A 17,771-nucleotide genomic window follows, 5' to 3' on the forward strand; every position below is an offset into this window, starting at 1 on the left:
AAATAAAATAGTAAGCTTCATACCTCACGCAGGCTCTGCGCAGGTTCAATATTGATGGCTCGATATGCCCCGATACTAGCAACTAAAAGCGCAACGACTGCCGTCAGAGCCATTGCTAACACACTATGCTCTAAGGTGATTTTGCATAGCATCTGACCTGTAGTACTACTACCCGCCAACGCACGGTTAAATATCTGGCTGGCAACAAGATAAATGCTATATCCGCCAACATAAGCCATCAGACTCAGCAGGCAGCCTTGCAGCATGACATACAGTCCGACTGCTGGGCCGGTGAAACCAAGCAGTCTCAGTACGGCGATATGTTTACGTTTACGATCGACGTTAGCGATAAAAGATCCGATTAAAGAGGCAATACATCCGATCAGTGCAGTTGCGGCGATCGTGTTAAAAATAACGCCAAGTACTCGATTGATACTTTTCACATTTTCAATATCAGCCAGGCGGCTTGCGGTTTCGATATGTTGGGCTCTCAGATCGCGCTCAAGACTGGCGACTTGATCAATATCTTTGGCGTAAAGGCGGACACGAGCATAAAGCGGTGGTTTATCGCCGAGTTGAACGCCACTGAGGATGCCAAGGGCTGCGACGGCGTATCCATCCCGGAAATTCTCCAGCATCAGTAGCATCGAGGGTTGAGTAAATATGGCAGCACGATTGAAATACGTGGCAGGTAAAATAGCCGCTACAGTCAGACTTTTACGCCCCCATTCCCGACGACTTTCAAAGTTACGGCTCAATCGCATGTTAATCGTATCACCGACTCTCACAGCCAATTTGCGTGCAGCTTCTTGGGTAAGTACGACATCGTTATCGTGGCGAAGCTCGAGACTTCCCAAAAGAGGATCACCTGCGCTCGTGGGAATAACCTCTGCATTTTCGATGAAGTGGCTACTGTCTTTCTGCAAATCAGCCAGTGTGTTGAGCGAGCGAGTCTGCCCTATAACAAAGCCGACATCGGGTCTCTGGCGCAATTGCTCTATCCAGGATTGGTCATAGCTGCCACTACTGAGCATTCGTATTTCAAGGTTACGAGGGTCTTTAGCCAGGTCATCCTGCAACTGGCTAACAATCCCAAAACGCAGTCCGAACAGAAGTAGGAGAGGTGCAATAACAGCGACCAGCGAAGAAATGATGCAAAAAGAGATGATGCGATCGTGCCACAGGTCTTGTAGTGCCAGGCGTCCCAGCAGCGGAATCCGATTAAAGGACAAAACAGGTCCCTCCGTGGGCTTCAGTTTTGTTACCTGGCTTTTGTTCAGGACGGGCGATAAGACAAGGTAATCCGAAATGCTGCACCAACGGCCAGTCGTGGCAAACGACCAGCGCCATCATACCTTCCTGGCGAACCAGCTCTATAAACAGGCTAAACAATTGCTGCGCATTGTGTGGATCAAGAGCGGCAGTGGGTTCATCGGCCAGTACCAGTCTTGGACGGTGTAAAATAGCTCGAGCAAATGCGGTTCTTTGTCTCTCGCCAAAGGATAGCTGTGCCGGATACTTGGCTAACAATGGCCCCAGCTTTAGTACATTGATAATTCTATCCAACATGGCTTTGTCTGGCGCTATACCCAGCAACTGGCATGGCAGCCTTATGTTATCTCGCACGCTCAGGTAGGGAAGCAGGCCGCCATTTTGCAACACAAACCCGAGCAAGCTGGCACGAATACCAGCCAGCTCCGCCTGCCGATCGGTATTGAGTAATACTGCAACATCGAGCTGTTTCCCTTCTTCACTTAACTCAAAGCGTCCGATGCTGTTGGGTCGCAGTAGTAAGCCAATCGCTTCGAGCAATGTGCTTTTGCCACAACCACTTTCACCGGTAACAGCCATGATCTCACCTGGACGCAGTTTAAGCTGCGGCAGGTAAACATGGTGAGCTTGAGTACCCTGACCGCGTACAATGCACAGATCCTCAATGTGTAGCATTAGGGCATCATTTCCAGCGGTACAGGGTAGACGCGGTCGCGCGGATCACTTCCTTTTGCAAGTTCAACCCAGCGATCAACATCAGCATTATACTTTTGGTAGTGACGAAGCTTGGCCGACAGAGTGCGGATAAACTTCTCTTGTGACAAGCCGTCCCAGCTCTTCCATGTTTCTTCGTCAAGATTCAGAACATCGCTCTTATAAGGCAAGTCGACAAGATACTCTCCCAATACCCCGAGATCGTTGATTTTGGCATTTTCCTGCTGCTTGAGTTGGTTGGGATCGGCCCCCATAGTGGCGGCAACAGAGCGCAATCGCTCAAACATTTTGGTAGGGGAAATCATGCCTTCGTTGGCGGCTTGCAGGATCTGGCTAACCACATCACTCAAATCACTTAGCTGCCCTTTGGTCAACAGCACCCGAACGTCAGTCGTTGGGATATTCTGCTTAATAAGGTCGCGGTCACTGATCCAGGCTTTAAACACCAACGGTGCTTGAGTGCCATTCTTTTTGCCAAGATAGGCCAGTTGCATGGCATGGCCAATGAGTGCCGTATCCTGAAGTAACTTCTCTTCTGGCGTCTGCTTCTTACCACCATCATCTTTGGAATAGAGCGCACTCCCCACGGCGGGATCACCCATATAGGCTGACTTAACCTGATCGGTAATCGCTGAAGCAAGAGTATCAACCTGCTTGCCAAAAGCCGTCAGATCACCCGCATCCACAGCCTGGTACAGGTTGGACTGAGTGCTATCAAAGTTAGAGAGATCCCGGTACTGGCCTTCGGCTTTGGCATGATCGTCTTTGCCACTTGGTGTCTTCAGGTGCAGGGTGTAAATAGCGATACCGCGGTTGCCCGCCTCAAGACGCAGTTGCCTGGCATCAAGACCTGTCCCTGATAATTTATTGCTACCTTCAATTGCCCCGGCATCGGTGATCAAGACCATATAACGAGCACCAAACGGGCTCCAGTCAATGTCATCGATAGCGGATTGCACACCAGCATAGGCATCTTCATCATATAAGGAGCTGGATACTTTGGCCTCTTTCAAGTTTGCGACTTTTTTAAGAAAATCCTCGCCATTTTTTACCTGATTAGGGTCTGCATATATCTTGCTTCTGTACTCAAGTCCCGGCACCGCTTTATTGTTAGAGCGATACGATATCAGGCCAAATTTGACCTGCCCTTCCAGGTGTTCCTGTTTGATCTTGCCGTAGATCTTATTCACTGCTTCTTTGGTGCGCTCAATGTAAGGGCCCATCGAAATAGTAGAGTCGATGACAAATACGACGCTGGCATTAAATCCTTTGAGCTGGTTAACATCCCCTGCTGATTTGGTGGATGCATCAGCTTTGCTGACGGAAGCCACGTTAAGCAGACGGGTATAGAAACCATCTTCTGTCATGACCTCTTCGCCACTCAGAATCGGCAGCAGGTAAAACTGCTTTTGCAGATCAACAAAATACTCGGGCTCCTGGGCAAGTACGCCATCTACATGGCCATCCCGTTTTAGCTTCGCACGTAGCGGTGCCACCAGCGATACGGGATCCGCAGCAGAGAGAATATCGTCCAGACTTTTTCTCTCTTTGAAAAACAGCAGGCGATCACGGTTCGCTGGGTTGGTAAAAGCTAGTGTCAGCTGCATTTTCCAGTCAACAGTGCATGACTTTGGTAACCAGCCGATTGTTTTGCCATAGCTGTCAGGCCCAACTTTGACCCAACCTTCTCCATTAGCATCTGCTTTTTGATAAACATAAAGACTACTAAATGCTGGCTGTATTTGCCCTTTTGCATCACCCGCAGTTTTACCCAGCTTGCAACCAGGGGTAGTGAGCACCCGCTGGAATAAGGTTTTTTTCCCTTCTTGTAGCAAAGGCTTATCACTGTCAGCCGCGAATACGTGACCACTGAGCAACAAACCACACAAAGGTATGGCCAGCCGGCGAATATGGCAGGTGATCATTTTCTCAGCTCCTCAAGGCGTTCCTTGGCCTTTTGGTTGCCAGGTTCGGACTGTAGTGCTGTTTCATACCAATAAACCGCAGTATCCTGGTCCGCCTCTTTGAAGCATTCGCTTGGCTGATGATATTTAGGATCGTATTCACTCGCATACGCGACTGCGACCTGGCTATCCCCCCCCTGTGCCCGATTGGCATATAGACGCTGCGCCACGCCGCATTTATTAGCTTTTTTGGCAGCCTGGATAATGGCAAGTAACTTGTCACTGCCGAGTTTTTGCTGCACACAGCTTTGCACGAAATCGAGCTCGTTCAGACTATCTAAATTGGCAGGTGAACAATCACTGTTAGCCGGTGTTTCTGAGGTTTTTTTCGGGCTCGCTGGTAAGACAGGGGTTTCTTGTTGTTTTTCTGCCGCAACTGGAGGTGTGGTTGCAGTACTGCGCCCTAAGAACCACCATAGCGCACCGGCGACAATCAGCAGCACAACTAGCAAAGCCGCAATCATCGGAACTCGGGACGACTTACGTTGGTTCCTGGATTCACTTTTGGCAGACATTGGAGGTAATGGAGCAACTTCTGGCTGCATAACGGGTTCAACAACTGGCTCTGCTTCAGATTCCGGCTTGGCCAATACACTGCTACCACTGTAATTACCGGTTTGACCACGAGCATCGGATGAGAACAATTCATCGCGAACCAATTGAAGAGTGGTATTACGCGTCTCCCCTGATTCCAGTTTGATTTGAATTTGCACCTGACTGGCATTTGCCAGCAGCGGGTCAAGAGTCGTTGATCCAATACGGAAACCACTACCATTCACCAGTGGATAACCGCCATCGACGGTAAACCAATGTTGTGCGGGGCTCCAGCTACCATCAGGTTGCAGATAGTTCTGCTCATTGTTGCAAAGAATAAAGGTCAGGTTAGACAACAATGCTTGATCGCCACGCAGACGAACCATCAGTTGTGCGGTGCCTGGCACTGCCGGTTGGCAGGCAATGATTTTAGCTAGCATGACAGGTTCTCTTGTTTCAATTGGCTGATGATTTGACCAAGTTGCCGGTTGTGTTCAAAGGAAATATCTCGTGTGGCGCTATGACCTGCGTTGTCCAGAATGATTGTCATTAATGCCGACAACCAATCGCCCATGTAAGACACTCCAGGCTGTGGAGCGACAGAGACCAGTTGCGGTAGTTCATCGCTGCCAAGTGGGGTCTGCTGGATGAACACTTTATTTTTTTCACCCACATAGCTGTTAGGCACTTTCTCTTGCGGCAATGAGAGATAACCAAACCAGGCAACAAAATCACGCATTGCCAATTGAGCACGCAACACCTGGCGGGCCATTAAGTGCTCACGACGTATACCTGCCTGTTCCTGGCCTGCTAGGGCGTGCTTCAATACCCCTTCGAGGTCCAGACGAGTCGCTGCCGTAATCAACTCTTCGCTGAGCAAATTAACTAATTCGCTGTTCATGCCGAGTTGCTGCCATTGTTTAGTTTGTTGTGCTAATTCCCGAAGATGAGCAACCCACGCTTTAAATGCCTGATGGGCAAATTCATCATCCTGCCCCACCCTTTCCGTAGTCGGTTTAGTGTTGGTGACAGCAGTTTCCTCACAGACAGGTGAGCTTGAGAATGGGTTATCAGCAAATGGGTTGTCAGCGAATGGGTTATCGCCAAACGGATTGGCAGCAAATGAAGGGCTGGATTGATTGTCGCCTGCCGCTTGCGGTTCTTGAACCTGGTTGCGAATGCTTAAATAGATGTTGTTGAGCTGGTGGGATGGTAAATCCAGTCGGCTGATCATTTCACCCAAGCTGTGCGGGCAAGCGGATAACCCCTGCCACAACTCTTTAGCAATAGCTTGTTTCTTAACTTTCTGACCATCGCTGTCTTGTTCGTACCAGCGGCCGAGTCGTTGGTCACCTATTTCCTGACGGCACGTAAGCAGTTGCTGATGCAGGCGCTTGAGTTTGAAATCCAGGTGGGCAATTCCCCGCAGTGCCTGGGTAAGGCGGAACATACCGCCATCATTTAGCGCAAGCATTGCCTGCCATGCCGATTTCGGTTCGGCAACATGGCGGAGTACGTTTTTACCGCTAATAAAAGTGCTACCCATTTTATCGAGCACATCATAATAACGTTCGGCCAGTGACACCTCGTGGAGAGTCCCCTGATCGGCTTCACCTTCAAGGGTCAGGAAGGGATTGTCGAGCCCTGGTTTGCGAACCAGGAAACAGTTGTTGAACGCCTGATTAGGGGCCCACTGTTGTAGCCAGTCGTATTGAGCAAAGCGCTCCAGCAAAGTCATATGTAACATACCCTCCCAGCCCTCTTTCAGCTGGCTTTCCGTATGTTTCAGACTGTTGTTGATACGCATATCACACATGGTTATAGCCCAGAACAACCCCGGTTTGCTTTCCCCACGCTCCTGCGCACTTTTGCCCTGGGTCTTTTCCACCCAACGATTTAACACGGGTCCGACATCAGCCACATCGCTTTGCTTAGCTGAACTGGCACACACAACTAAAGCATTCATCTCTTGGTTATCGGTATAGCGCTCGAAGAGATAAGCGACCTTGCCGCGTAGCAGAAGTTGCGATATCGGATTGAGGCCATCCCGACCAGCTTCTTCCATAGCGGTGATCTTGAGGCGTCCGCGATAACCTGGAAAATCGAGTAAGTCGACTTGTTCCATCACGCTGCCACTGGCAACTTCAGCCAAAGGGAAGATCAGCTCTGTCGTCAATGCCGTCAACTCGGCTTGTGACAAAGTAGCACTACCGATCTGATGCTCCGCTTTCCAGAAACGGATTTCGACATTGCGATCCTGATTTGAACCGAGGCGATTGAGGCTATCGACATTCATAATACTGCCGTTACTGTGGTCGACCAGCGTCTCCAACGGTGCAAATACCATTCTGGCATGGTTAAGTTTGGCTAACACTAAGGCCAATGAACGGTAGATTTCAGTCAGCGCCGGCTCCTCCCCCCACAACAGAGAAAAGAGCTCGGCCCTCTCGCTCGGGTTCAGCATTGGCGCAATTTTAAGGACCTGTGGCAACCAAGCATGCTCAAGCTTTTCCACTGATTTTTTGAAAGAAGCGTTGAGGTAATCCCACAGTGCAACCACATCTTCACTACCGACACCGTTATAAACCTGACTCTTCCCGGCACGTTGCAGGAACGGACGCAAACTATTTTCTATGCGGCTTTGGTCAAGTTGATAGCTTAATTGCTCATGGTTAAAGTCGTTAAACCATGAGTTAGCCAGGATCTTAGCCAAATCGATTTCGGTAAAAAGACGCAGCGGTACCGGGTAACCTGCTGGGGCTGTAGGTGCCTGTTTCGTAAAACGGGTAACTAAACCTGTCGCCTCTTTACCCCCACCAACGGGGTTAACTTCTTTGATGAAGTCCACTCGTTGCTCACCGTAGGAAGCCTCCAGTGCACCATTACTGCCAGCGGCTAACGCGGAGATCAGGTATGACTTACCTGCCTGCGATATACCGAAAAAACCCACTGTCATTGGCGTGGCCGCTACCTGAGTAAGGCTATTAGCCAGATTGCGTGTACGTAGCAAACTTAAATTAAGCTTGTCAGCTTCATTGTCCAGGCGGTGGGAGCTCGTCCGCACGGTGTCGACCCAACCAAGTGCATCCTGACAACCCTGGGAGATATCAGCCCAGCCTTGAGTGAGGTATTGCTGTTCGCTATTCATTATTTTTTTACACTCCCGCTATCGAGCCAGTGCCGACTGTCAATAAGTCCTGTGTCAGGCATCGTATTGAGTTCCAGTTCTAAATCTCGTTTGCTAAACGTTTTATCGGTATTGCTGTTCACATCGATGATCGTCAGGCGATCGCTAATCAATCCCAACTGACGAGCGCGTTTTCCTTTATCAATCGACAGACGCACCATGAGATAAGGAGAGCCGCTATCGGTAGAAGTCGCGGCGGAGAATTTTTTACGCCCTTCTTCGCTAAAGCGCAGGGTATACAGCGGGGCGGCAGACCAACGTTCAGCATCCAGCTGGCGATAACCAAGTCGCAGGTCGCCACGCATAATGATGCTTTGCGTTGTCTGCTCTCCCTCTTCGGTTGCCACCATGGGCAGTTTGATCTGGCCATTTTCAGATTCGATATGGCGGTAAACAATATCGGCATCGCGGATCAGGCTATCCATATCGATGATGCCGATATGGCGAATCGTCGAATAAGGTTTTAGCGCCGAAATGCGGAAATGGAAATTGGGAATACTATGGTTGGCACATAGCTGAGACAACATGGCCCCGACTGAAGCCGTGCTCTTTGGATCGTCGATATAGCCATTTTTGTGGAACGGATACCAGGTTCCCGTCTGATAGCCATGGAGCGGTAAAATACGCCCCGGAGGTAACGGCAGATTGCGACGGATAATCGCCTGGATGCCCGGTAATTGCGAAGGGCGACCGGTGAGCAGCAACTGGTCGCAGTTATAATAGGACAATACTTCACACAGTGCGGTGAGCACCTTGTCGATATTAAACTTACTTGAGCATAAATCAGTATGCAGTTTAGTCAGCGGAAGAATAAGCATGATATCAGCAAGTTTGAAGTCACTGGTGCCACCAGCTTTTTGTACTTCGCGGCGTACAAACCCTTCAACCTCTTCACGGATATTTCCAGTAGGAAGCAACTCACCGACCCGCTGGTTTATCAACAGGTGAGTTTGCTCATCCAGCGGATCATATTGCTCGTAACAACTCAGTATATGCAGAGCCAGCGGCACGAATAGTTGCAGGCTAAGTTGTTGACGTAACACGGCTTCGGCGGCGCTGATATTTTGCGAACCACACAACTGAGACATCAGTGTTTCAACTGAGATGACTCCTGCTTCACGTAACGCCAGCTCGAAAGCAGGCAGAACGTAGGATTGAATCACATCAAGGAGAATGTCATCGCCTGCAATCTTGAAGCTGTCACGGAAACGCTGATGAGGAATAATGTGGGCGTTAGCTCCACCGCCACTCAGACCATTTCTATCCAGAAGATAATCAGTAATGACCAAATCGGTTGTGCCGCCACCGATATCAATCGAAGCAATGGTGATGGTTTCCCGTTCTTTACGGTCAGGCCGGCCAATCGTATCGAAAAACTCCTCCGGGTGACCGGCAAAGTTCTGATTAATCTCTGTGTAGAGATACACAAGTTGCGCACAGGAGGCCTCGTCCCATTCCACCCGGATTTTAGGTAGTGGGATCTTGATGTTTGCTTGAGTGTAATCTTCTTGTTCATCCTGATAAGGATCATTCTCGCCACTATGCCAACGCAGCGATTTCCAGACTAAACCCACAGCCTGACGCATACGCTCGTCAAGGATGCATCGCTCAGCCATTGGTAGTCCTGGTGGAACAGTAAGAATGATATGGCGTAGCTGACGAGGAATACCGGCATGCCCCTGGCGAATACGCTGCTCCGGACTGTTGATCTGGCTAATAGCCTGGGTCAACACCTCAGAGAGCATAAAAGTCATCAGAGAGCTACGTGAATAGCGCGGTGTGAAAACGGGGATGCGGTCCATTTCATCTTCAATGGTGTGCAGTGCCTCGCCTCTTTCATCGATGAGGTTGGCAAACGGAGCCGCAGTAGCTAATGGATTCGTGTCCTGCACATAGCTGCCATTAAACCGCCAACCCTGACCATAAAACTTCTCCTCCCATAAATACCGCTTAGGGCTAGACAGGCCTGTGGAACCTTCACTTCCCCGACGGCGTGCAGCTAAACGGCTAGCCTCACCACCAATGCGGGCGATAGTCGGCCATTGAAACGCATCATGTCGACCACTGCGAACAGAGCAATGATCTTTGCCGAAGAAAGCTTGTGAAAACTCGATTCTGCTTTCAAAAGGCTCGGTATAAACATGTTCAGGTGCACTAAGATCGCGCAGTTTTAAAACATAGTTATTCATCAGGCCTGAGCCCGATTGCCCATGGTCTTCAATCAATATGCCGCAAGTACGTGAATTGCCCACATCAAGAATCAGATCGACCGAAATGGGTTTAATGGCGTTTGTTTCCCGATTAGCGATAACCCGAAACTGTGGAAGTTCGATGCTTGGTTTTGACTCGCTTTGCAGGCCTTCAACGGGAATAGCCATCAATGACAATAGATTAAGGTAGTGGGCTAATGGATATTGCTGGGCAAGTTCTTGCTCGCGCTCATCAATGTCCCGGCCTTTGCTTGCTTCCTGAAAGACCTCTTTTAGCCAGTCTTTTACCCAATCCTGGGTCAAATACCAACTGAGCGCATATGTCGCGGTGGCAACAGCAAACGTGGCCCCAGCATTGACATCTTCCTGATTAGGGCTTAGATCGGCTGCTGCTTGTTGCTTGGCCATGATGCGTGTATCGATGGCCAGGGTCATACGGTGGCTATGACCATCCATGTCAGGTTCAGCCAGCTTGACTAAGCGGAAACGAGCCCAGTTCAGAGGCCCTTCCTGATAAACATTTGGCGGACTGAAGCGAAAAAGAGGCAGAGGCAGCCAGACACCATCAAAAATCTTAAGGCTTTGTTCCACGGGGATATCGTACTGACTTTTGCCCTTCTCTATGCTTTCTGGCGCAGGCTGATAGAAGTAGTAATCGCGCTGTTCGTTGTAGATTAGTCGGGTAAGAATCCCATTTGCTAATTTGACAAATTCACCAGCCGGCAGACGTCCAAGCGTTAAGCCAAAATCCATAAACTGGATTCCGGAATCACCGACCAGTGTAACTTGACGGTCAAAAGAAACAATTTCAGGCAACATAATTTAAGTCGTCCCTGTTCAGGAATTGGGTTGAAGCATGCGGATAGGGAAAGATTTGTCCCCATCATTGCTGCCGACACAATCGGCGTGACCAGAAGCAGGCGATTTGCATTCGATATTTGGAACAATAAAGTTTGAGCCATCGCTACATTTCATCTGCTCTGGATTAGAAATACTAAGAGCCCCCTGCTGCATATTGCCAGTGGCCGGCCCCTGGCAAGTTACGCCGCTGGATTGGCGCACACTAACGCTGCCAGTGCCCTGTTCAAAGTTATATTGCAGTTGAAGTGGGCGCCCCGTGAGCTTGTCCTGGATGCCGCCATTAACACGCCACTGGCCGTTAAGAAACTGTGCTGGGCCATTAGGTAATGTAGGAGGAAACGTCAGCGGTTCTCCCTGCGACGGTATCCCTTGTGTTGTTGTATTGGGTGCAACAGCCGATTGCGGCGATTGTCTATTCTCAACAACTGGGATTGCAGGCTTCACCGGTTGTTGAATATCACTGACTGGAATATTTGTATCCAGCGCCGAGCCGGTGGTTGGCGTGATATCCGTTGTCTGCCCAGTGACGGTTTGTACATTCCCTGATGAGCTTATAACTTCACCATTTTCACTCGTCAGTTTTGGCACGTTCAGGTCTGACGGTGTCGTGGTACTCAGATCAGAGACAGTGCTATTGCCGACATGATTAGGTGACAAGGCCGGGGTTTTATCGCCCGATAAACCAGGCAGACCGGCTAATGGGAGTGATGGCGTACAGCCACGAAGAAGCCCCAGCAATAAAGCGAGCAACAGCAGTCCTAACAGTAACCATAAAAACCAACGCCACTTCCAGCGTCGGGCGTGGATATTCGTCGTGACTACAGGTCTGTCAACTGAAGCCAAATGAACTTCCGCTTGTGTTACAGGTTGAGTTGTTGCCGCAAGCGGGGTTTGCACCGGAATGGAAGAGGGTTCCAGCCAATGCATAGGGTTACTCAACTCTCCACTCGGATGAATAAAGCCCCAGAAGGTAATAACTAGTACACCGTTGACCAGATACACAAAATCATAATCAGGGAAATGCACGACCGATTTTAGTAACTGAGCAAATACCCGACGGTCACCGCCTGTTCCACTTTGGTCAGCATTAAGCAGTTGTTCACTCAAAGCCTGTACTGCTATCTGGAATTCGTTGAATTGCTGACGAGCGGATGCCCGCTCGGTTTCACTTGCCCCGCTCCAGGGAATAACATCACCTGAAAAACTGCTATACCAATCGGTCCGATCACCTCCCTGATCATTCTGCGGGATGGCCAGGTGCCGAGCCAAATCGCGCCCAGCATCGAGCCGATAGATCGCTTCCCTCAACTGAAATGCCATCTTGAATACTGGATAGCCCGTTTCACCGAGAGCCTTAAACGAGGAGTTATTCCCAGTGCGCAGCAGTGGCCCCTGAATCGAATTTCGCATTGTCTAAACCTTGTAGGGCAGTGAATTAACGAAAGTTATAATGAGTGTGACTAGTTTTTGCTCGCACCTGGTGTCCATTCAAAGCCCCATCCATAATGCTCATCCATTGACTGTCGGTCGCTGAAAAAACGATTGAGCCGTTCGACTTTTATGTCGCCATTAATATTTTTTAATCTGGCGATAGCCGCGACATTATTGAGCTTATTTTCATCAACCAGAGTGGAGCTTATTGGGAGTTGGTTTGGGATATAAATAGTTATGGTTGCATCAGTGCCTTGCCAATTATCGGCACCGCCGTAGATGAAGCTATAAATCAAGACTTCATCAATATCCTGCCAGTGACTACCGTTAATGAAGAGCCATTCACCATTCTTGTCATCACCTTCCCGCAAATCTCCCTGCAAGGACATATAAGGAGGTTTGCTGTAATCACCGGGGAGTTTACTAAGAGCCTCAACGCCACCCTTGCTACCGTTTTTAAAGCGAACAAATGCAGCGATATCGAGATCAATCGACCGCTGGTGATGACCTTGCTGCCAGGTCAAATTGGCCTCAATCCGCCCAAAATCCTTCTGCTTAGCAAGATTAACGCTGGGATGATCGTTGGTTAGTTCAATATCCGTGTGTGCAGATGGAGAAACGTGTGCTGGCGCTTCGCTTTTCGTCGGTATGGTGGCGGGAGGAACTGCAGAGTCGTTATGTGTATTATTTTTATACCACCAGCAAGCCAGGGCCAGTAGTAATAACAAAAGCAACAACAAGAGCCATGGAAGCCAACGTCGCCAGAGCAGCATAGAAGCAACTGGGAGTATTTTTTCTTCTGCAGCAACGGCCCAGTTGACTAATACAGGTTCACCACCCACACCATAGCATGCAAGATCACGTGAGTTAGTGAGTAACGTTTGCAATGCCTGAGCTGACTTATCCTCACCACGGGCCACAAGTTGTTCAATGAAGCCCTGGAGTATGTCCTGGTATTCCTGGCGTTTATTTTGTACTGAGTGTTGTTCAGCTTCACTCAGCATCGATAGTGGTTTCGCAACACCCTCGCGTGCAGTCCACCACTCCAGGTAACCTTCCGAACTGCGGCGGGCTGTAGCATAGAGTAATGCAAGAGAAGGCGGGAGATGGCGTTGGATAATGGCCACGGTAGCCTCATACATGGCCAAAGTAGAATCATCGATGGGCGAAGCACTAGTTAATCGTTGCATAAGGCAAAGTCATTGTTCTTTTTCGTTGACATCAATGACCCCGTATGCGACTTGCACCGTATCAATGAGCGGTAAAAGTATTGATAAGCAGTTGCTCTTTATTTAGTTGCTATATAAACGTAGCGACCATACTAGCCGCTATATTTATTGATGCCGTTAGCGAAGCGTATTAGCTTGCTCAAGCGTTTCAACCTTCTTCTTGGCTTCAGCAACTTTCTGTTCAATTGCGGTAATTTCGCGATCACTGCTGGCATGTTGAGATTGTCGTTGCAGTTCCTGCAGATTTTTAATCTCTTGCTGGCCCTCTTTGCTCTTTATATTTTTAGATTTTAGACTGTTAAGGGTATGTGCCAGGTCTGATTGCAAAGCCGCCAGCTTTGCCTGCTCATCCGTCAGTTGCTGGCTTGTTGCTTGTTGCCTGTTTTGTGTATTAGCAAGGTCATGTTTAGCTCGTTCATTTTCCCACTCGCTTTGCAGCACTTGTTGCTCTTGTTCCGTGACTTTTTGTTTGTATCCGCCAGAAGTCGCACAGTTCAATTTGGTTAGAAAACTTGGATCTTGTGCGTGTAAATCACAGTCTTGAGGAGTCGTAGCACAACCGGCAAGTAACAGCGAGGCAAGTAATACGTATTTTCTCATGAAATAGTCCATGAATAGAGGAAAGTAAAAATTGTTACGACGCTAGAAATAGCCGTAAAAAAGGGCCGATTCTGACATCGGCCCATAAATTTAACCCAGCGAAAGTGCCTGGCGTTGATTAAATAAACCATTTGTTTCTGTTTCCAGAGCAGTAATCTGGCTATTCAGTTTCGCATATTCTTTATTTAGGGTATCTAACTTAGCTTCTTCTGCCTTAGTACCAGCCTTTTGTCCTTTCAATGCCACCTTATAAGCAGCATCTTTTTCTTTCATGACTTTAATTTTGTCCTTCATCAGATTGATATTGGCATCGACCTTAGTTAACTCTTTAGTCGCACTGGCCTTATCAAAATCAGCTTTATCTTTTTGCTGGCTGATTTGGGTAAGAGTGGCCTGGTTTTCGCTGATGACTTGTTTCATTGCAACAGTAGTTTTCTCCACCGCAGCGGTATCTTTGCTTATATCATTATCCATAGCCTGTAGGCGCTTATCTGTCGTTGCGTAATCTTTCTGCAGGCTATCAAGATAGTAGTTGGCAGTCATACCAACAGCACAACCAGCGGCGCCACCCACAGCAGCCCCAATAAGCGCATCTTTACTATTACCGGTTAGTGCGCCAGCCAGCGCGCCTAGACCCGCTCCTGCCAGGGCTCCGACACCACAAGTCTGTGCGCCTGAAGAACTAAAGAATTGAGCCTGTTCGCCATTAGTCAATCGTGCATCAGGTTTGGTGCCAGATAATAAAGAGCTACCGGTATTAGCGCAGCCACTAAGTACCATGGCGGCAGAAATAATAAGATAAGTTGCACTACGGTTAAAAATATTCACTATCATTTATCCCAAATTTATCGAATGGAGCAGACATAGAAATGAGTGAGCAGCCCACTATTTTCATTCATGTGAAATTTATTCTAAGAATTTTTTAGCTAACCAGATTACTACAAAAACACAATTTCTAATCGACTCAGAATAAATCACTCCTGATAGAGATTTTTTAATAACCTCGCAAAGTGAGCATGGAACTAAATATTCTGCAGGCGGTTATTCTTCGAAAACAATTTATATGTGTAATGCATCATAAGTTTACGGATTGTTTCATAAATAAATGTAATAAAACTTGATCGTAATCACTTAAAGTCAGAATGATATTTGAATGACAATTTCAACAACACTTCAAAATTTCAAGACGTTACTATTCAACACCTAATAATACCCCTTGGCTTCCGTTCAACTATTTATGATGTTGAAGATTGCACCCATTTGTCACAACGATAACAAACACATTTATAAGCAGTCAGGCATAGTATTACGTACATGCCTTTAAAATATACCCAAAAAAAGACAATCTATTATTTTCATATTTTCCTATGGCAACAAATTGAGAAGTAGTTGAGCATCTCTCTGCTTCAAAATGCAAACCGATTACGGGATTGGCTAACAACAGAAAAATCCATTGTGTCTATTTTTGGCTATTCCCTCTACAGTCCAAAAGTTTGTCACTAAAAATAGACTTCTATGTAATAGAAAAAATAACCATGACCGCCAGACCCGCCAGTGACCGAAAATCCAGTCGTCTTAGTTTTTATCGCTACAAGCAGATTCATAACATTGTTTTCTTGTTGCTCCTGGTGGCTGTTTTGTCGCGATACCCGTTTCCCTCATTAACGTCTTGCAAGTCCAATTTTGATAATCCTCTTTGCTTTTCTTTCATTAAGATCAATGCTTCTAACATTCAATCATTTGGATTAATAAGGGTTTATCGAAAATGACGACTCAAGCACCACTCTCAACAGGCCCGACGTTCTCCGCAGCGAGCCTGCAATTTCTGAATAAACTCGCGCAAAACAACTCCCGCGACTGGTTTAAAGAGCATCAGGATGAATACGAACATGTGGTGAGAACCCCTGCTTTACGATTTATCGAACAAATGCAGCCGGGCATTCTCGCCATTTCATCGAAGCTCACGGCGGTGCCGAAAAAGGTCGGTGGTAGTCTGATGCGCCCTCAGCGCGACAGCCGTTTCAGTAAAGATAAAACACCTTATAAAACCAACGTTGGTATCCAGTTTCGTCATTTTCAAGGCAAGGATGTCCATGCACCGGGTTTTTATCTGCATATCGCCGAAGAAGGCTGCTTTATTGCCGCTGGGATCTGGCATCCAGAATCGAAAGCCTTAAATGCCATTCGAGCCTGTATCGACGAGAATCCCAATGCTTACCAAAAAGCGCTAAAAGAACTGCAAGAGCATGGATTTATCATGGATGGCGATAGTTTGATTCGCCCGCCAAAGGGCTACGACAAAACGCATCCGCTGCTAACAGAACTGAAACGCAAAGATTTTATCGCCGTCAAAAATATCGATTTTGCCGAGTTGTGCAAACCAGGCACTATTAATTTTTGCATTGAGCAATTTCAGCATTGCGCGCCGTTGATGGCCTATCTGTGTTTTGCCCTGGAGCTAGATTTCTAAATCATCACGAAATAGTTGCCAAAACGTTAAATGCGTCACACTTGCGGTGCTACACTACGCGGCTTAATTGAAAATATCGCCGGGTGAAAAATGAGTGAGCATATAGAAAGAACAATCGAACCAAGGGTCGTGACGCGGCCTAACTGGTCAGCAGTTTTTGCCGTGGCGTTTTGCGTAGCCTGCCTGATTACCATTGAGTTTTTACCCGTCAGCTTGCTAACGCCGATGGCGCAAGAGTTGGGAATTTCCGAAGGGGTCGCCGGGCAATCCGTGACCGTGACGGCTTTTGTCGCGATGTTCGCCAGCCTGTTTGTCACCAGTATTATTCGCTCAACTGACCGCCGCTATGTGGTGTTTCTGTTCGCCATTCTGCTCACCCTCTCCTGCCTGCTGGTTTCGTTCGCTGAAAACTTCACTATGCTGCTAATTGGCCGCGCCTGTTTGGGCATCGCGTTGGGCGGGTTTTGGGCGATGTCGGCCTCATTAACGATGCGCCTTGTTCCGGCGCGCACGGTGCCAAAAGCACTGTCGGTTATCTTCGGTGCGGTGTCCATCGCACTGGTGATCGCCGCACCGCTGGGCAGCTTTTTAGGCGGAATTATCGGCTGGCGTAACGTGTTTAACGGTGCGGCCTTGATGGGTGTGGTTTGTATTTTGTGGGTGTGGAGAGCGTTGCCGTCATTACCTGGCGAACCTGCGCACCATAAGCAAAATATGTTTGGGCTGCTCAAGCGCCCAGGTGTTCTCGCGGGTATGGCGGCAATCTTCACCGCCTTCGCCGGGCAGTTTGCCTTCTTTACTTATATTCGCCCGGTTTATATGACGCTGGCAGGCTTTGACGTCGATGGTCTGACGCTGGTGTTGCTGAGTTTTGGTATCGCCAGTTTTGTTGGGACGTCGCTTTCCGCCGTCTTCCTTAAACGCTCGCTGAAAGCCGCTCTGACTATCGCGCCGCTTCTTCTGGCATTGAGTGCGGCCACGTTAGTTCTCTGGGGTTCGGATAAGATTGTCGCTTCGGCTATTGCTATTATCTGGGGCTTTGCCTTTGCGCTGATTCCAGTTGGTTGGTCAACGTGGATCACTCGCTCGCTTGCGGATCAAGCTGAAAAAGCGGGATCTATTCAGGTTGCCGTCATTCAGTTGGCAAATACTTGCGGTGCGGCTATTGGTGGGCTGGCGCTGGATAATCTCGGCATATTTTCGCCGCTGGTGTTGTCTGGCAGTTTGATGTTGCTGACGGCATTGTTGGTGGCGACAAAGGTACGCGTGAAGTAATTTGTCGGATGACGCTGGCGGTAC

At 48.4% G+C, this 17,771-nt stretch carries 12 protein-coding genes; 2 read left to right on the forward strand and 10 right to left on the reverse strand.

Annotated elements, in window-relative coordinates:
- Positions 1–17 precede the first annotated feature (17 nt).
- The 10 genes from D6029_RS01900 to D6029_RS01945 form a co-directional block, all read right to left on the reverse strand.
- Complete coding sequence (locus D6029_RS01900; RefSeq protein ID WP_120063132.1) at positions 18–1,232, reverse strand: ABC transporter permease; 1,215 nt, start codon at positions 1,230–1,232, stop codon at positions 18–20.
- Positions 1,222–1,947 (reverse strand): ABC transporter ATP-binding protein, encoded by a 726-nt coding sequence (locus D6029_RS01905; RefSeq protein ID WP_120063133.1) that lies wholly within the window; start codon positions 1,945–1,947, stop codon positions 1,222–1,224. The genes D6029_RS01900 and D6029_RS01905 overlap by 11 nt, the downstream gene beginning before the upstream one ends.
- Positions 1,947–3,911: a vWA domain-containing protein gene (locus D6029_RS01910; RefSeq protein ID WP_120063134.1), complete on the reverse strand. Its 1,965-nt coding sequence runs from the start codon at positions 3,909–3,911 to the stop codon at positions 1,947–1,949. The genes D6029_RS01905 and D6029_RS01910 overlap by 1 nt, the downstream gene beginning before the upstream one ends.
- The gene (locus D6029_RS01915; RefSeq protein WP_120063135.1) at positions 3,908–4,924 is read right to left on the reverse strand and encodes a flagellar basal body-associated FliL family protein; all 1,017 of its coding nucleotides are present in this window, start codon (positions 4,922–4,924) and stop codon (positions 3,908–3,910) included. The genes D6029_RS01910 and D6029_RS01915 overlap by 4 nt, the downstream gene beginning before the upstream one ends.
- On the reverse strand, positions 4,918–7,632 hold the full coding sequence (locus D6029_RS01920) for a virulence factor SrfC family protein (protein WP_120063136.1): 2,715 nt from the start codon (positions 7,630–7,632) through the stop codon (positions 4,918–4,920). The genes D6029_RS01915 and D6029_RS01920 overlap by 7 nt, the downstream gene beginning before the upstream one ends.
- Positions 7,632–10,700: a virulence factor SrfB gene (locus D6029_RS01925; RefSeq protein WP_120063137.1), complete on the reverse strand. Its 3,069-nt coding sequence runs from the start codon at positions 10,698–10,700 to the stop codon at positions 7,632–7,634. The genes D6029_RS01920 and D6029_RS01925 overlap by 1 nt, the downstream gene beginning before the upstream one ends.
- Before the next feature lie 18 nt (positions 10,701–10,718).
- Positions 10,719–12,152, reverse strand: a complete 1,434-nt coding sequence (locus D6029_RS01930) for an SrfA family protein (protein ID WP_120063138.1) — start codon at positions 12,150–12,152, stop codon at positions 10,719–10,721.
- A gap of 50 nt (positions 12,153–12,202) precedes the next feature.
- Positions 12,203–13,363, reverse strand: a complete 1,161-nt coding sequence (locus D6029_RS01935; protein WP_120063139.1) for a tellurite resistance domain protein — start codon at positions 13,361–13,363, stop codon at positions 12,203–12,205.
- A 156-nt stretch (positions 13,364–13,519) separates the two neighbouring features.
- On the reverse strand, positions 13,520–14,002 hold the full coding sequence (locus tag D6029_RS01940; protein ID WP_120063140.1) for a hypothetical protein: 483 nt from the start codon (positions 14,000–14,002) through the stop codon (positions 13,520–13,522).
- A 90-nt stretch (positions 14,003–14,092) separates the two neighbouring features.
- Positions 14,093–14,836, reverse strand: a complete 744-nt coding sequence (locus D6029_RS01945) for a YMGG-like glycine zipper-containing protein (RefSeq protein WP_120063141.1) — start codon at positions 14,834–14,836, stop codon at positions 14,093–14,095.
- A gap of 931 nt (positions 14,837–15,767) precedes the next feature.
- Between D6029_RS01945 and D6029_RS01950 the strand changes: the two genes are divergently transcribed.
- Together D6029_RS01950 and nepI are read left to right on the forward strand one after the other, a co-directional pair.
- Positions 15,768–16,472 (forward strand): DUF2461 domain-containing protein, encoded by a 705-nt coding sequence (locus D6029_RS01950; protein ID WP_120063142.1) that lies wholly within the window; start codon positions 15,768–15,770, stop codon positions 16,470–16,472.
- A 90-nt stretch (positions 16,473–16,562) separates the two neighbouring features.
- Positions 16,563–17,747, forward strand: a complete 1,185-nt coding sequence (nepI, locus tag D6029_RS01955) for a purine ribonucleoside efflux pump NepI (protein ID WP_120063143.1) — start codon at positions 16,563–16,565, stop codon at positions 17,745–17,747.
- Positions 17,748–17,771: the final 24 nt, after the last annotated feature.

It is taken from the genome of Buttiauxella izardii (assembly GCF_003601925.1).
Classification (GTDB): Bacteria; Pseudomonadota; Gammaproteobacteria; order Enterobacterales; family Enterobacteriaceae; genus Buttiauxella; species Buttiauxella izardii.

What these genes read in the sequence shown, in the direction of transcription:
- D6029_RS01930 (WP_120063138.1), bottom strand. Translation starts at nt 12,152, where the DNA reads ATGCGAAATTCGATTCAGGGGCCACTGCTGCGCACTGGGAATAACTCC.
- D6029_RS01915 (WP_120063135.1), bottom strand. Translation starts at nt 4,924, where the DNA reads ATGCTAGCTAAAATCATTGCCTGCCAACCGGCAGTGCCAGGCACCGCA.
- D6029_RS01925 (WP_120063137.1), bottom strand. Translation starts at nt 10,700, where the DNA reads ATGTTGCCTGAAATTGTTTCTTTTGACCGTCAAGTTACACTGGTCGGT.
- D6029_RS01945 (WP_120063141.1), bottom strand. Translation starts at nt 14,836, where the DNA reads ATGATAGTGAATATTTTTAACCGTAGTGCAACTTATCTTATTATTTCT.
- D6029_RS01905 (WP_120063133.1), bottom strand. Translation starts at nt 1,947, where the DNA reads ATGCTACACATTGAGGATCTGTGCATTGTACGCGGTCAGGGTACTCAA.
- nepI (WP_120063143.1), top strand. Translation starts at nt 16,563, where the DNA reads ATGAGTGAGCATATAGAAAGAACAATCGAACCAAGGGTCGTGACGCGG.
- D6029_RS01920 (WP_120063136.1), bottom strand. Translation starts at nt 7,632, where the DNA reads ATGAATAGCGAACAGCAATACCTCACTCAAGGCTGGGCTGATATCTCC.
- D6029_RS01940 (WP_120063140.1), bottom strand. Translation starts at nt 14,002, where the DNA reads ATGAGAAAATACGTATTACTTGCCTCGCTGTTACTTGCCGGTTGTGCT.
- D6029_RS01950 (WP_120063142.1), top strand. Translation starts at nt 15,768, where the DNA reads ATGACGACTCAAGCACCACTCTCAACAGGCCCGACGTTCTCCGCAGCG.
- D6029_RS01910 (WP_120063134.1), bottom strand. Translation starts at nt 3,911, where the DNA reads ATGATCACCTGCCATATTCGCCGGCTGGCCATACCTTTGTGTGGTTTG.
- D6029_RS01935 (WP_120063139.1), bottom strand. Translation starts at nt 13,363, where the DNA reads ATGCAACGATTAACTAGTGCTTCGCCCATCGATGATTCTACTTTGGCC.